Raw genomic sequence first — 14804 nt, 5'->3', positions numbered from 1 at the left:
CTGCCTCACATGTGGGGGACGTTGTCGGGGATCTCGTAGAACGTCGGGTGCCGGTAGACCTTGTCGTTGCTCGGGGCGAACATCGGGTCCTTCTCGTCCGGGCTCGACGCGGCGATGTCCTTGGACTGCACCACCCAGATGCTCACGCCCTCGTTGCGTCGCGTGTAGACGTCGCGTGCGTGCCGCAGCGCCATGTCGTCGTCGGCCGCGTGCAGCGAGCCCACGTGGACGTGGTTGAGCCCGCGCTTGCCGCGCACGAACACCTCGTAGAGCGGCCACTCCGCCCTGACCTCGCTCATGCCGCACCCTCCTGGCCGTGCGCCGCGGCAGCCTGCTTGGCGGCATACGCCGTCGCAGCCTCGCGCACCCACGCACCCTCCTCGTGGGCCTTGCGGCGGTGGGCGATCCGCTGGGTGTTGCACGGGCCGTTGCCCTTGACCACCTGCATGAACTCGTCCCAGTCGGGCTGGCCGAAGTCGTGGTGCCCGCGCTCGGCGTTCCAGCGCAGCTCCGGGTCGGGGAAGGTCACCCCGAGCGCCTGGGCCTGCGGCACCGACATGTCGACGAACCGCTGGCGCAGGTCGTCGTTGCTGTTGCGCTTGATGCCCCACGCCATCGACTGCGCCGAGTTCGGCGACTCGTCGTCGGGCGGCCCGAACATCATCAGTGCCGGCCACCAGAACCGGTTGACCGACTCCTGAACCATGGCCCGCTGCTCCTCGGTACCCCGCATCATCGTCATGAGCAGCTCGTAGCCCTGCCGCTGGTGGAAGGACTCCTCCTTGCAGATGCGGATCATCGCGCGGCCGTAGGGACCGAACGAGGTCCGGCAGAGCGGCACCTGGTTGCAGATCGCGGCCCCGTCGACGAGCCAGCCGATGGTGCCCACGTCGGCGTAGGACAGCGTCGGGTAGTTGAAGATCGAGGAGTACTTCTGCGCCCCCGAGATGAGCTTCTCGGTGAGCTCGCCGCGGCTGACCCCGAGGGTCTCGCACGCGGAGTAGAGGTAGAGCCCGTGACCGGCCTCGTCCTGCACCTTGGCGAGCAGGATCGCCTTGCGCCGCAACGACGGGGCGCGGCCGATCCAGGCACCCTCGGGCTGCATGCCGATGATCTCGGAGTGCGCGTGCTGGGCGATCTGGCGCACCAGCGTCCTGCGGTACCCGTCCGGCATCCAGTCGCGCGGCTCGATCCGGTCGCCGTGCCCGATGGTCGTGTCGAAACCGGCCTGGAGCGGGTCGGTGGCGGTGTCGGTCATGGGTCCTCCACGAGGTCGGGGGCGCCGGGGCAGTCAATTACTGACCGAACGGTCGGTAACAGTTTCGCAGATGCCCACCGCCCGGGCAACCACCGTATGCCGCCGCGCAGCCAGCTCCCAGCCCTGCACCAGCCCCGCACCAGCCCTGCACCGGCTCGCTCCGTGAGCGCGAACGGTCGTCGTGTCCGCGCGATACCGACAGTTCCTGCTCACTCAGCTCACGCGGCTCGCTCGACTCAGCGGCGGCGGTTGCGGTGGGCGATGGTGCCGGACAGCACGGTCGCGAAGCCGCACCACGCCGCATACGCCCCGATGGCCACGGCCTTGCCACGACCCGCGGCACCGGCCCGCCGGGCGAGGTCGGCGGAGGAGAGGGTGAGCACCGCGCACTCGGCGGTCGCGAGCCAGGGGCGCTTCGCGCGGAAGAACAGTCCGGTCCAGGCGGTGTTGAGGGCCATGTTGAGCGCGAGGGCCTGCTCGAGCTCCTGCGCCTCCTTCTCCCGGCCCGCCTCGGCGAGCCAGGAGGAGGAGACCGCGCTGACGAGGGCGACGTCGGCGTACAGGCCGGTCCAGACGACCGGGAAGGCCGCGGGCGGGGGCTCCCACGAGGGCTTGTCGAGCCTGCGGTACCAGCGCGACGTGGGGTCGGTGAGCAGGGAGCCGGTGACGGCTGCCGCTCCGACCATCGCGCTGGTGCGCGCCAGGGTGCGGCGCCAGCGGAACGGGTCGATGCCGCGGTTGGCCGCCCGGATCGCGTCGTCGAACCCGGTGCGACCCCCGGGCGGCGGGCCGGTGACGTCGAGGATGTCCTGCTCGTCGCAGACCGCCTCGTGGACGAGGCTGCCGATGAGGGGGCGGCCGATGCCGCGGGAGATCGGGGTGACGATGTCGATCCACAGTCCCGCGAGCTTGGGCGTGAGGACCGGGACCGTCGTGATGAAGCGGCGACCCAGCCCGACGATCTCGGCGTAGCGCTGCATCATCTCGGCGTAGGTGAGGACCTCGGGGCCACCGATGTCGAACGTCCGGTTGACCTCCGGACCCATGTCCGCGGAGCCGGCGAGGTAGTGCATGACGTCGTCGACGGCCACCGGCTGGATCCGGTTGCGCAGCCACCGCGGCGCGACGACCGCCGGGAGGCGCTCGGTGAGGTGGCGCAGCATGTCGAACGACGCCGAGCCGTCGCCGAGGACGATCCCGGCCTGGAGCACGGTCGCGGGCACCGGCCCCTCCAGGAAGATGTCGCCGACCTCGACCCGCGACGCGAGGTGGTCCGAGAGCCGCCCCTCGGGGTGCAGGCCGCTGAGGTAGACGATCCGGCCCACGCCACGGTCCTTCGCGGCGCTGGAGAAGGTGTGGGCCATCTCCCGGTCGCGCTGCATGAAGTCGCCCTTGCCGTCCATCGAGTGCAGCAGGTAGTAGGCGACCTCGACGTCGTCGAGCGCGCGGCGGCAGTCCTCGGGGGAGCTGGCGTTCCCCTCGACGACCTCCACGCGTTCGGCCCAGTCGTGGCCCTCGAGGCCGCGGCGGCTGCGGGTGAGGACACGCACCGTCCAGCCGCGGTCGAGCAGGACCGGGACGAGTGCGCCACCGACGTAGCCGGTGGCACCGGTGACCAGCACCCGGCGGGTGGAGGACGAGGACGTGGGGGACATGGGTCAGCTTCCGGACGAGAGGACGGTGGGCAGGAGGAAGAGCATCCCGAGCGACCACGTGAGGTGCGTGATGACCGGGCCGAGGATGCCGCCGGTGACGCGGCGCTGCAGGCCGGTCAGCAGTCCGAGCAGGGCGGCAGCGAGGACGAGCAGCGGGATGCCGGATCCCACGGTGGTCAGGGCGTAGACCACGGTGGTGACGAGCACCGCGTGGCGGCGGCCGATGGCCGAGTAGAGGGCGCCGCGGAAGTAGAGCTCCTCGGAGACGCCGTTGACGGCGGTGATGAGCGCGACGACGGGCAGCGAGCCGAGGCGGGCGTGGTCGAGCAGGTTGGTCACCGGGTCGCGCAGCAGCGGGATGCGCGCGATGACGAGCCCACCGAGCAGGAAGACCGCCAGGAGCAGGGCGCCGAGGGCGAGCGACTGGACGATCGGCCGGGCGTCACCACCGGAGCGCGTGCGTGCCCGCCCCAGGTGCAGGGGCCCGGACGCGAACGCCCCGACGGTCCAGACCAGCGCGAGCCCGACGGTGGCCGCGTAGAACGCCGGGTCGCCGGGCGCGATCCGCAGGGCGAGGGTGAGGACCGCCGTGCCGACGAGCAGCGTGACCACGGCCACGACGCGTCGGCGGCGGAAGGCTGCGTCGGACTCGGTGTGGTCGCGGGGCACCGGGGTGACCAGGGCCGCCCTGACGAACGAGCGCACCTCGCTCGCGGGGTTGATCACGCCGAGCCCCGCCCGCCGGACCCCGAGGACTGCGCACCCCGCGCCGCCTCGTACCGCCGCAGCGCCTCACGTCGCTCCTCGGCGTGGTCGACGACCGGCTCCGGGTACCCGTGGGCGTATCCCTCGTCGTGCTTCCACGGCTCGTGCACCGCCTTGCCGGGGACGTGCGCGAGCTCGGGGACGTACCGGCGGACGTAGTCACCCTGCGGGTCGAACCGCTGCCCCTGGGTGATCGGGTTGAAGACGCGGAAGTACGGGGACGCGTCGGTGCCGGTGCCCGCGACCCACTGCCAGCCGTGGTTGTTCGAGGCGATGTCGCCGTCGAGCAGGTGGTCGAGGAAGTGCCGTGCGCCGACCGGCCACCAGACGTGCAGGTCCTTGGTGAGGAAGCTCGCCGTGACCATCCGCATCCGGTTGTGCATCCAGCCCTCGGTGAGCAGCTGGCGCATCGCGGCGTCGACGACGGGGTAGCCGGTGCGGCCCTCCTTCCACGCCGCGACCAGGTCCTCGTTGTCCTCGTAGGTCATCCCGGACAGCGCCGGTCGCAGGTCGTGCCACGCCGACCGCGGGTGGTGCCAGAGGACGTCGGCGTAGAACTCGCGCCAGCACAGCTCGGTCGCGAACGTCTGCGCCCCCTGCCCGGTCCGGCCCTCGAGCTCGGCGAGCAGGGTGCGCGGGTGCACGGCCCCGATCTTGAGGTAGGGGGACAGCCGCGAGGTCCCGGGCCGGTCGGCCCGGTCGCGGTCGTCCTTGTAGGCCGTGAGCGCGTCGTCGAGGAACTCGCGCCACCGCGCGAGGGCGGCTTCCTCGCCGGCGGCCGGCAGGTCGGGCAGCCCGTCTGCCGACGCAGCGGAGCGGACGGTCCTCCAGCCGTCGTCGTCGGAGGCGACCCGGGCGAGGGTGAGCCCGGTCGGCTCGGTCGCCGGCGCGGGCCAGCCCTTGTCGCGCCAGGCGCGGCTGAACGGGGTGAAGACCTTGTACGGGTCGCCGCTGCCGTTGACGATCGAACCCGGCCCCACGGCATACGGGGTGCCGGTCTCGACCCAGTCGACGCCTGAGGCGGCGAGGGACGCGGAGACCGCCCGGTCGCGACGGACGCCGGCGGGGGTCGTCTCGCGGGAGACGTGGACCGACCGGGCGCCCACCTCCTCGACGATAGCCGGCACGACCTCCGCGGGGTCGCCGACCCGCAGGCACAGGCGGCCGTCGTAGGCCTCACGGGCTGCCTCGAGCGTCGCGGCGAGCCAGGCCCGACGCACCGGTCCGGCGCCCTCCCAGAGCTTGGGGTCCAGGACGAACAGCACGAGCACGGAGGCACCGTCGGCGGCAGCGGCCGCGGCTCCCAGGGCAGGGAGGTCGCCCCGGCGCAGGTCGCGGCGGAGCCAGAGGACAGCGGCTGCGCGGGACATGTCCTCAACCCTAGGTCGGGTCGCACGGGCATGCCGCGGCGAGGGGCCGTCACCGGTCGGACCCCCGTCGACCGGACCCGCGCAGGTCGACTCGCGCAGGTCGGACCGGGCATTACTCGCGAGTCACCGACGATCGGTGGCAGGCTCGGGGCTCGGCGGCGTGCGGTCTGCGCCGCCAGCCGTCGTCCGTCCGTGCTGGGAGGCCCACTCGATGTTCTCGCGCATCGCCATCGTCAACCGGGGAGAGGCCGCGATGCGGCTCATCCACGCCGTGCGCGACCTCAACGCGCAGGCGGGGGCCGACGGGCACCGCATCGAGACCGTCGCCCTCCACACCGAGGGGGAGAAGCGCGCGATGTTCGTGCGCGAGTCCGACGTCGCCTACAACCTCGGCCCGGCGGCCAACCGGCCCTACCTCGACTACGCGGTGCTGGAGAAGGCGCTGCGCGAGACCGGCGCCGACGCCGCCTGGGTCGGCTGGGGCTTCGTGGCCGAGGACCCGAACTTCGCCGAGCTGTGCGCCCGCATCGGCGTGACCTTCATCGGACCGAGCCCGGAGGCGATGCGCAAGCTCGGCGACAAGATCGGCTCCAAGCTCATCGCCGAGGAGGTCGGTGTGCCCGTCGCCCCCTGGAGCGGCGGCGGCGTCGACACCCTCGAGGACGCCAAGGCGGCGGCGGCGAGGATCGGCTACCCCCTCATGCTCAAGGCCACCGCGGGTGGTGGTGGCCGGGGCATCCGCATGGTCGCCTCCGACGCCGACCTCACCGACGCCTACGAGCGGACCCGGGACGAGGCGCAGCGTGCGTTCGGCTCCGGTGTCGTCTTCCTGGAGCGCCTGGTCACCGGTGCCCGGCACGTCGAGGTCCAGGTCATCGCCGACGGCCAGGGCACGGCGTGGGCCATCGGCGTCCGCGACTGCTCGGTCCAGCGCCGCAACCAGAAGGTCATCGAGGAGTCCGCCTCGCCCGTGCTCGGCCCCGACCAGGTCGCCGAGGTCAAGGCCAGTGCCGAGCGGCTCGCGATCGCCGTCGGGTATGCCGGCGCCGGCACCGTCGAGTTCCTCTACCACCCGGGCGACAAGTTCTTCGCCTTCCTCGAGGTGAACACCCGGCTCCAGGTCGAGCACCCCATCACCGAGTCGACGACCGGCACCGACCTCGTCAAGCTGCAGATCCACGTCGCCGGCGGTGGCCGGCTCGAGGGGGAGCGCCCGGTCGAGGACGGCCACGCCGTCGAGGCCAGGCTCAACGCCGAGGACCCCGACCGTGACTTCGCGCCCTCCCCGGGCCGCATCGCGCTGCTGAACCTGCCGTCGGGCCCCGGCATCCGGGTCGACACCGGTGTCGGCGAGGGCGACTCGATCCCGGCCGACTTCGACTCGATGATCGCCAAGATCATCGCCGTCGGCAGCGACCGGGACGAGGCGCTCGCGCGGCTGCGTCGCGCCATGTCGGAGACCACCGTGGTCATCGAGGGCGGCTCCACCAACAAGAGCTTCATCCTCGACCTGCTCGACCAGCCCGAGGTCATCGACGGCAGCGCCGACACCGGCTGGATCGACCGCGTCCGCGGCGAGGGCCGCCTCGTCTCGCACCGGCACTCCGGCATCGCCCTGGTGGCGGCCGGCATCGAGGCCTACGAGGACGAGGAGGGTGTCGAGCGCACCCGCCTGCTGGAGACCTCGCGAGGGGGACGCCCCCAGGTCCAGCACCGCACCGGCCGGGCCATCGACCTGAAGCTGCGCGGCACGGCATACAAGGTCACGGTCTGGCGCATCGGGCCGCACCTGTTCCGTGCCACGGTGGCCAACGGTGTCACCGAGCAGACCGTGGACGCCGAGCTCGACCGCCTCGACGAGTACACCAGCCGGCTCACCACCGGCGGTCGGACCCACCGCCTCATCACGGCCACGCACGGACCGGTCCAGCTCGTCGAGGTCGACGGCGTGACCCACCGCGTGAGCCGTGACGAGGGCGGCGTCCTGCGTTCGCCGGCACCCGCGCTCGTGGTCGCGACCCCGGCCCCCGTCGGCAGCGAGGTCGCGGCGGGAGCCCCGGTCCTCGTGCTCGAGTCGATGAAGATGGAGACCGTGCTCCCGGCGCCGTTCGCGGCCCGCGTCAAGGAGCTGCTCGTCTCCACCGGCAGCCAGGTCGAGACGGGCGCGCCGATGGTGCGCCTGGAGCCGCTCGGTGACCCGGACGACGTCGCCGAGGCGGCCCCCGAGAACGTCGTCGACCTCGACCTGCCCGAGATCGACCACAGCGGTGCGGGGGCGCAGGAGGTCATCGAGCGTTCGCGGGCCTCGCTGTGCGCCATGCTGCTCGGCTACGACGTCGACCCGCGTGACGGCGGGAGCACCCTGCGGTCCTACCTCGAGGCCCGCGACGAGCTCGTGGCGTCGGGGCACCCCCAGATCGGCGACGAGGTCGCCGTGCTCGAGGTGTTCGCCGACTTCGCCGAGCTGAGCCGCAACCGGCCGGCGGGCGAGGAGGACCACGTCGAGAACCGCGTGCACAGCCCGCGGGAGCACTTCCACACCTACCTGCAGAGCCTCGACGTCGAGCGTGGAGCGCTGCCCGAGCAGTTCCGCAGCAAGCTCTCGCAGGTGCTGCGGCACTACGGGCTCGACAGCCTGGACCGCACGCCCCAGCTCGAGGAGGCGGTGTTCCGGGTGTTCCTGGCCCAGCAGCGCTCGGCCCCCGAGGTGGCGCTGGCGACCGCGCTGCTCCAGCACTGGATCGTCGAGCCACGACCCGAGCCGCCGCTGGACGCCAGCGCCCGCGACGTCCTCGACCGGCTCGTCGTCGCCACCCAGCTGCGCTACCCGGTGATCGGTGACCTCGCCCGGAGCGTGCGGTTCCGGTGGTTCGACCAGCCCCTGGTCGACGCCGACCGCGCCACCGTCCTCGGCGGCGTCCGCGACGAGCTCGCCGCCCTCGAGGGCGTCCCCGGTGGGGACGAGCGGGCGGCTCGCATCGACGCGCTCGCGGCGATCCCGGAGCAGATCGTGCAGTTCCTCGCCGAGCGCCTCGAGGACGGGGTCCCCACCCGTGAGCCGATGCTCGCCGTCCTCATCAAGCGCCACTACCGCGAGCACGACCTCACCGGGCTGCGTGAGCTGCAGGTCGACTCGCGGCCGTTCGCCGTCGCCGACTACTCCCTCGACGGCCGCCCCACGCACCTCGTGACGTCGGTGGGCCGGGTCGACGAGCTCGTGCCGGACTCCACCCTCGTCGCCGGTGTCGTCGAGCAGCTGGCCCAGCGCGGGGACGGTGACGAGGCCGTGGTCGACCTCTACCTGTCGTGGCCCGACGAGCCGTCCTCCCCGGAGGAGTCCTCCGCCCGGCTCGGTGCCGCGCTGGCCGCCATGCCGTTCGCCCAGCAGGTGCGCCGGGTCGCGGTCGCCGTCTGCCCCGGCTCCGGTCGTCCCGTCAGCTACTTCACGTTCCGGCCCGAGGCCGACGCGATGATCGAGGACCGCCTCGTCCGCGGGGTGCACCCGATGGTGGGTCGCCGCCTCAACCTGTGGCGGCTGCGCGACTTCGACATCACCCGGCTCGACGCCCCGGACGACGTCCTGCTCTACCGGTGCGTCGCGCCGGGCAACGAGTCCGACCAGCGCCTCGTCGCGCTGGCCCAGGTCCGCCAGCTCGCCGTCGTCCGCGACGAGCGCGGCCGGGTCACCGCCCTGCCGCACGCCGAGCGGGCCATCGCCAACTGCCTCGAGGCGATCCGCCGGGCGCGCGCCGCGAGCGGCTCAGCCGGGGCCCGCCTCGACATGAACCACGTCTGGGTGCACATCTGGCCGCCCATCGAGGCCGACCTCGACCAGCTCACCGCGCTCCAGGCCAAGATCTCGCCGCTGACCGCCGGCGCCGGGATCGAGGAGGTCCTCGTCCAGGGCCGCATCGCCACCCCGGACGGTGCCAGCGCCCCGCTCGCCGCGCGGTTCCACTACCAGCCGGGGTCCGGGGTCGTCACCTCCGTCGAGGAGCCGCCGACCGAACGGCTCAAGCCGCTCGACGACTACGCGCAGAAGGTGGTCCGCGCCCGCCGCCGTGGGGTCGTCTACCCCTACGAGCTGCAGGCGATGATCGCCGGACACGGTGGGACCGCCACGGAGTACGACCTCGACGACCGCGGCAGCCTCGTCCCGGTCGACCGCCCCTACGGCCTCAACAAGGCCGGCATCATCGCCGGCGTCATCACCACGCCCACGGAGCGCTACCCCGAGGGCATCACTCGCGTGCTGCTCTGCGGAGACCCGCTCAAGGCGCTCGGTGCCGTGGCCGAGGCCGAGTGCATGCGGGTCATCGCGGCCCTCGACCTCGCGCAGGAGATGGGGGTGCCGGTCGAGTGGTTCGCCCTGTCCGCCGGTGCCCGCATCTCGATGGACTCCGGCACCGAGAACATGGACTGGGTGGCCCGCGCCCTCAAGCGGATCGTCGAGTTCACCCAGGACGGTGGCGAGATCAACATCGTCGTGGCCGGGATCAACGTCGGCGCCCAGCCCTACTGGAACGCCGAGGCGACGATGCTCATGCACACCAAGGGCATCCTCGTCATGACGCCGGACAGCGCGATGGTCCTCACCGGCAAGCAGTCGCTGGACTTCTCCGGCGGCGTCTCGGCCGAAGACAACTTCGGCATCGGCGGCTACGACCGCGTCATGGGCCCCAACGGCCAGGCGCAGTACTGGGCCCCCGACCTCGCGGGTGCCCGTGACGTCCTCATGGCGCACTACGACCACACCTACGTCCACCCGGGCGAGGACGGTCCGCGCCGGGCAAAGACCACGGACCCCGTCGACCGCGACGTCACGACGTTCCCGCACACCCTCGCGGACTCGGGCTTCACGACGGTCGGCGACATCTTCTCCTCGGCGACGAACCCGGACCGCAAGAAGCCGTTCGACATCCGGACCCTCATGGCCGCCGTCGCCGACCAGGACCACGAGACGCTCGAGCGCTGGGCCGGCATGGCCGACGCCGAGACCGCGGTGGTGCAGGACGCCCACCTCGGTGGGATCCCCGTGTGCCTGCTGGGGATCGAGTCCAAGACCGTGGCCCGCCGCGGGTTCCCGCCCACCGACGGTCCCGACACCTACACCGCCGGCACGCTCTTCCCCCGTTCGTCCAAGAAGGTCGCGAGGGCGATCAACGCCGCCAGCGGCAACCGCCCGGTGGTCGTCCTGGCCAACCTGTCCGGCTTCGACGGGTCACCCGAGTCGATGCGCAGCCTGCAGCTGGAGTATGGCGCCGAGATCGGCCGCGCCATCGTCAACTTCGACGGCCCGATCGTCTTCACCGTGGTCTCGCGCTACCACGGTGGTGCGTTCGTCGTGTTCTCCAAGGTGCTCAACCCCCGGATGACGGTGCTCGCCGTCGAGGGGTCGTTCGCCTCCGTCCTGGGTGGTGCGCCGGCGGCAGCCGTCGTGTTCTCCCGTGACGTCGACGCCCGTACGGCATCGGACCCGCGGGTGCGCGACCTCGAGGCCGCGATGGGCGAGGCCGACCAGGCCCGCCGGGCCGAGCTGGCGACCGAGCTCGCCGAGGTCCGCAGCGCGGTCCGCTCGGAGAAGCTGGGCGAGGTGGCCTCGGAGTTCGACAAGGTGCACAGCATCCACCGCGCCGTGAGCGTCGGCTCTGTCGACGCCGTCATCTCGGCCCAGGAGCTGCGGCCGCGGATCATCGCCGCGATCGAGGCCGGGCTCAAGGGCTGACGGTGACCGTCCCCCGGGAGCAGCCGCGCCAGGTGGCGGGGCTGCTCCTCGCGGCCGGGGGAGGGCGGCGGATGGGCCGACCCAAGGCGCTGGTCGCCGATCCCGGGGGTGGCACCTTCCTCGAGCGTGGGCTGCGGGTGCTCAGGGAGTCCGGGTGCGGACCGGTGGTCGTCGTCCTCGGCGCGGGTGTGGAGGAGGCTCGGCCGCTCGCGACGGCCGGGACCGCACCGGCGGACGTCGTCGTCGAGGCCACCGACTGGGCCGACGGCCAGAGCGCCTCGCTGCGCGCCGGCCTCCGGGCCTGCCTGGACACCGACGCCGAGGCAGCGCTCGTCCTGCTCGTCGACCTCCCCGACGTCGGCCCGCCCGTGGTGGTGCGGCTCCTGGCCGAGACGGCGGGTGAGGGGCCCGCGGTCCTGGCGCGGGCGGCATACGCGGGGGTGCCCGGGCACCCGGTCCTCCTGGGGAGGGACCACTGGGACGAGGTCCTCACTTCGGCCACCGGCGACAAGGGGGCGCGCGACCACCTCGCCCGCCACCCGCACCTCGTCGTCGAGTGCGGCGACCTCGCCACGGGTCTCGACGCGGACACCCCGGCCGACCTCGTCTGAGACCGCGCCGACGTCCAGCCCGCGGATGGTGCGTCCGGCTCGCACACCGCTGACCGCGGCGAATGCCCCTCTCGTCGTTCACACATCTGCGTTCCCCTTTCGGATCGGGCCCACGTGGGTGATGATCGGCACATGGAGCCACGGGAGGCCTTTGCGTCGGCCGGGGAGCTGACAGGTGGCCTCGGTGGGACCGGGTACCTCGCTGACGCCTCTCTCGCCACGGTTGCGTGGCTCGCCCTGCGCCTGCAGCGGCCACTGCTGCTCGAGGGGGAGCCCGGCACCGGCAAGACCGCGCTCGCGGAGGCCCTCGCCGAGACGCTCGACCTGCCGCTCATCCGGCTGCAGTGCTACGAGGGGATCGACGCGACCCAGGCCCTGTACGACTGGGACTTCCCGCGCCAGATCCTGCACCTGCGGGCCGTCGAGGCCGTCGCCGCCGACCAGGCGCGCGACGTCGCGCAGATCGAGGACCAGCTGTTCGACCAGCGGTTCCTGCTCGCGCGGCCGGTGCTCCGGGCCCTGCGTGAGTCGCCGGCCGTGCTCCTCGTGGACGAGATCGACCGGGCCGACGACGAGTTCGAGGCGTTCCTGCTCGAGGTGCTCTCGACCTGGCAGGTGACGATCCCCGAGCTCGGGACGGTGACCGCCGCCACGCCCCCGGTCGTCATCCTGACGTCCAACCGGACCCGCGAGCTGCACGACGCCCTCAAGCGTCGGTGCCTCTACCACTGGATCGACCACCCCGGTCTGGCCCGGGAGCTCGAGATCGTCCGGAGCCGGGCACCCGAGGTCTCCGAAACCCTTGCGGCACAAGTGGTCTCAGCGGTCCAGACGCTGCGCCAGGACCACGACCTGATCAAGCCGCCAGGGGTCGCCGAGACGCTCGACTGGGCCCGGGCCCTGCACGAGCTCGGCAGCACCAGCCTCGACCTCGAGACGGCCTCGGCCACGCTGGGCGTCGCCGTGAAGTACCGCGAGGACTCCGAGCGGGTCCGTGCCGCCCTCGACCGGATCCTCACGTCATGAGCGTTCCCGAGGCCGCCACGCTGCACGCCCCCGATGCCGTCCTGCTCGGGTTCGCGCGCGCCCTGCGGGCCTCGGGCGTGGCCGTGACCGCCGACCGCGAACGCACCTACCTCGAGGCGGTGGCCGCGGTCGGGCTCATGGACCCCTCGGGGGTCTACTGGGCCGGGCAGGCGACGCTCTGCTCGTCACCGGCCGACCTCGAGCGCTACGACCAGGTGTATGCCGCGTGGTTCGGTCTCGAACGAGCCGGCACCCGGCCCCGGCAGGAGACCTCGCCGACCCTCACCATGGCGCCGCTCGAGGGAGACCAGGGCTCGGGGGAGACCCAGGAGCAGGAGGAGGACGCCGTCCACGCGCAGGCGAGCGCGACCGAGGTGCTGCGGCACCGCGACATCGCGACGCTCGGCAGCGCCGAACGCGCCCGCCTCGCGGCCCTGTTCGCCGCGCTGCGGCCGCGCGCCCCGCGCCGCCGGGCGCACCGGCCGACGCCCGCGGCCCGAGGAGTGGTCGATGCCCGGCGCACCCTGCGCGACCAGCTGCGACGGATGGGCGAGCCCGGGCCGATCGCCTGGCGACGGCGCGGCACCCGGCCGCGACGGGTCGTGCTGCTCGTCGACGTCTCCGGCTCGATGAGCCCCTACGCCGACGCGCTTCTGCGCCTGTCCCACACCTACGCCGCCACGGGTCTGCCCGTCGAGGTGTTCACGCTCGGCACCCGGCTGACCCACGTCACCCGGCCGCTGCGCCAGCGCGACCCCGAACGCGCCCTCGTGGCCTGTGGGAACTCGGTCCCCGACTGGTCCGGCGGAACCCGGCTGGCCCAGGGCATCAAGGTCTTCCTCGACCGATGGGGCCGTCGGGGCATGGCCCGTGGCGCGGTCGTCGTGGTCTTCAGCGACGGCTGGGAGCGTGAGGCGCCCGAGGCGCTCGGCGAGCAGATGCGCCGGCTGCGGGCGCTCGCGCACCGCGTCGTCTGGGTGAACCCGCACCGGGGCAAGACGGGGTACGAGCCGGTGCAGCAGGGCATCGTCGCGGCCCTGCCCCACATCGACGACTTCGTCGCCGGGCACTCCATGGCGGCGTTCGAGGAGCTGGTGGAGGTGGTGGCCCGTGCGTGAGGTGATGCCCGAGCTGCTCCGGTGGTGGCGTGCGGGTGCGACGATCGGTGTCTCCACGGTCGTGGCGACCTGGCGGTCGGCCCCCCGTCCTGCGGGGGCGTCGATGCTCGTCGGACCCGGCGGTGAAGCGGTGGGGTCGGTCTCCGGCGGCTGCGTCGAGGGCGCGGTCTACGAGCTCGCCTCGACCGTCGTCGCCGACGGGACGCCGGTGCTGCAGCGCTACGGCGTCAGCGACGACGACGCCTACTCCGTCGGGCTGACGTGCGGCGGGATCCTCGACGTCTTCGTCGAGCCGGTGAGCCGCGAGTCCTTCCCCGAGCTCGGCGAGGTCGCCGACGACGTGGAGGCGGGGCGCCCGGTCGCGGTCGCCACGGTCATCGAGCACCCCGACCCGGCCTGGCTGGGTCGTCGCCTCGTCGTCCGCCCGGAGGGGTCCGCCGCCGGTGACTCCGGCTCGCTGGGCTCGGCCCGTGCGGACGACGCCGTCACCGACGACGTCCGCGGACTGCTCGCCGCGGGCCGTACCGAGACGCTGACGTACGGGCCCGACGGCGAGCGCCGCGGTGAGGGGCTGCGCGTCTTCGTGTCGTCCTTCGCGCCGCGCCCGCGCATGCTCGTCTTCGGTGCCATCGACTTCGCCGCGGCCGTCGCCCACGTCGGCCACTTCCTCGGCTACGAGGTGACGGTCGTCGACGCCCGACCGGTCTTCGCCACGAACAGCCGCTTCCCCTCTGCCGACGAGGTCGTCGTCCAGTGGCCGCACCGCTACCTCGAGGCGGAGCGCGATGCCGGCCGCCTCGACGCGCGGACCGTCATCTGCGTGCTGACCCACGACCCGAAGTTCGACGTCCCCGTCCTCGAGATCGCGCTGCGCCTCCCGGAGGCGGCGTTCATCGGGGCCATGGGCTCGCGCCGCACGCACGAGGACCGGATGGCGCGGCTGCGCGAGGCCGGACTCAGCGAGGCCGAGCTGGAGCGCCTCTCCAGCCCCATCGGGCTGGACCTCGGCGCTCGCACGCCGGAGGAGACGGCGGTGAGCATCGCGGCCGAGATCGTCGCCCTCCAGTGGGGTGGCCGCGGCGACCGCCTGGCCCACCGGGACGGCCCGATCCACCACCACGGAGCGGGCCCGCACGAGCCGCACGAGGCCGCTGGGGCCACCCCCACCCACGCAGGGGGTGGGGCCGGGACGTAGCCGGGTTGGACGGTTGTCAGAGCAGGGCAATGCAGCAAGGATCCGAAGAGGCACCGGCAGGTGCAGCTCGAACACAAAGGA

Annotated in this window: 10 protein-coding genes; 5 read left to right on the top strand and 5 right to left on the bottom strand. The window is 73.0% G+C overall.

Annotated elements, in window-relative coordinates; translation table 11 throughout:
* Positions 1–5: 5 nt before the first annotated feature.
* The 5 genes from paaB to ASD62_RS08035 all read right to left on the bottom strand — a co-directional run bounded on the left by paaB (position 6) and on the right by ASD62_RS08035 (position 5048).
* On the bottom strand, positions 6–299 hold the full coding sequence (paaB, locus tag ASD62_RS08055) for a 1,2-phenylacetyl-CoA epoxidase subunit PaaB (protein WP_056915515.1): 294 nt from the start codon (positions 297–299) through the stop codon (positions 6–8).
* Positions 296–1258: a 1,2-phenylacetyl-CoA epoxidase subunit PaaA gene (gene paaA / locus ASD62_RS08050; protein WP_056915514.1), complete on the bottom strand. Its 963-nt coding sequence runs from the start codon at positions 1256–1258 to the stop codon at positions 296–298. Before paaA ends, paaB begins: the two co-directional genes overlap by 4 nt.
* A 236-nt stretch (positions 1259–1494) precedes the next feature.
* On the bottom strand, positions 1495–2913 hold the full coding sequence (locus ASD62_RS08045) for a tryptophan-rich sensory protein (protein ID WP_056915513.1): 1419 nt from the start codon (positions 2911–2913) through the stop codon (positions 1495–1497).
* Positions 2914–2916: 3 nt separating this feature from the next.
* Positions 2917–3639 carry a CPBP family intramembrane glutamic endopeptidase gene (locus ASD62_RS08040; protein WP_056915512.1) on the bottom strand — a complete coding sequence of 241 codons (723 nt, stop codon included), beginning with the start codon at positions 3637–3639 and terminating at the stop codon, positions 2917–2919.
* Entirely contained in the window at positions 3636–5048 is a 1413-nt protein-coding gene (locus ASD62_RS08035; protein WP_056915511.1) for a deoxyribodipyrimidine photo-lyase, read from the bottom strand. Before ASD62_RS08035 ends, ASD62_RS08040 begins: the two co-directional genes overlap by 4 nt.
* Positions 5049–5259: 211 nt before the next feature.
* On the opposite strand from ASD62_RS08035, the gene ASD62_RS08030 reads away from it, so the two are divergent.
* From ASD62_RS08030 to ASD62_RS08010, 5 genes are all read left to right on the top strand, one after another.
* Complete coding sequence (locus ASD62_RS08030) at positions 5260–10773, top strand: carboxyl transferase domain-containing protein (RefSeq protein ID WP_056915510.1); 5514 nt, start codon at positions 5260–5262, stop codon at positions 10771–10773.
* 2 nt (positions 10774–10775) lie between these two features.
* Positions 10776–11384, top strand: coding sequence for an NTP transferase domain-containing protein (locus ASD62_RS08025; RefSeq protein WP_235530663.1), 609 nt, complete (start codon positions 10776–10778; stop codon positions 11382–11384).
* Positions 11385–11516: 132 nt separating this feature from the next.
* Positions 11517–12410 carry a MoxR family ATPase gene (locus ASD62_RS08020; protein ID WP_056915509.1) on the top strand — a complete coding sequence of 298 codons (894 nt, stop codon included), beginning with the start codon at positions 11517–11519 and terminating at the stop codon, positions 12408–12410.
* Positions 12407–13528 (top strand): VWA domain-containing protein, encoded by a 1122-nt coding sequence (locus tag ASD62_RS08015; protein ID WP_056915508.1) that lies wholly within the window; start codon positions 12407–12409, stop codon positions 13526–13528. The genes ASD62_RS08020 and ASD62_RS08015 overlap by 4 nt, the downstream gene beginning before the upstream one ends.
* Entirely contained in the window at positions 13521–14723 is a 1203-nt protein-coding gene (locus ASD62_RS08010) for an XdhC/CoxI family protein (protein WP_056915507.1), read from the top strand. Before ASD62_RS08015 ends, ASD62_RS08010 begins: the two co-directional genes overlap by 8 nt.
* Positions 14724–14804: the final 81 nt, after the last annotated feature.

The sequence above is a fragment of the Phycicoccus sp. Root563 genome (genome assembly GCF_001427915.1).
Lineage (GTDB): Bacteria > Actinomycetota > Actinomycetes > Actinomycetales > Dermatophilaceae > Pedococcus.
Note: the sequence above shows the minus strand (reverse complement) of the source record. Positions and strands in the feature narration are given on the sequence as shown.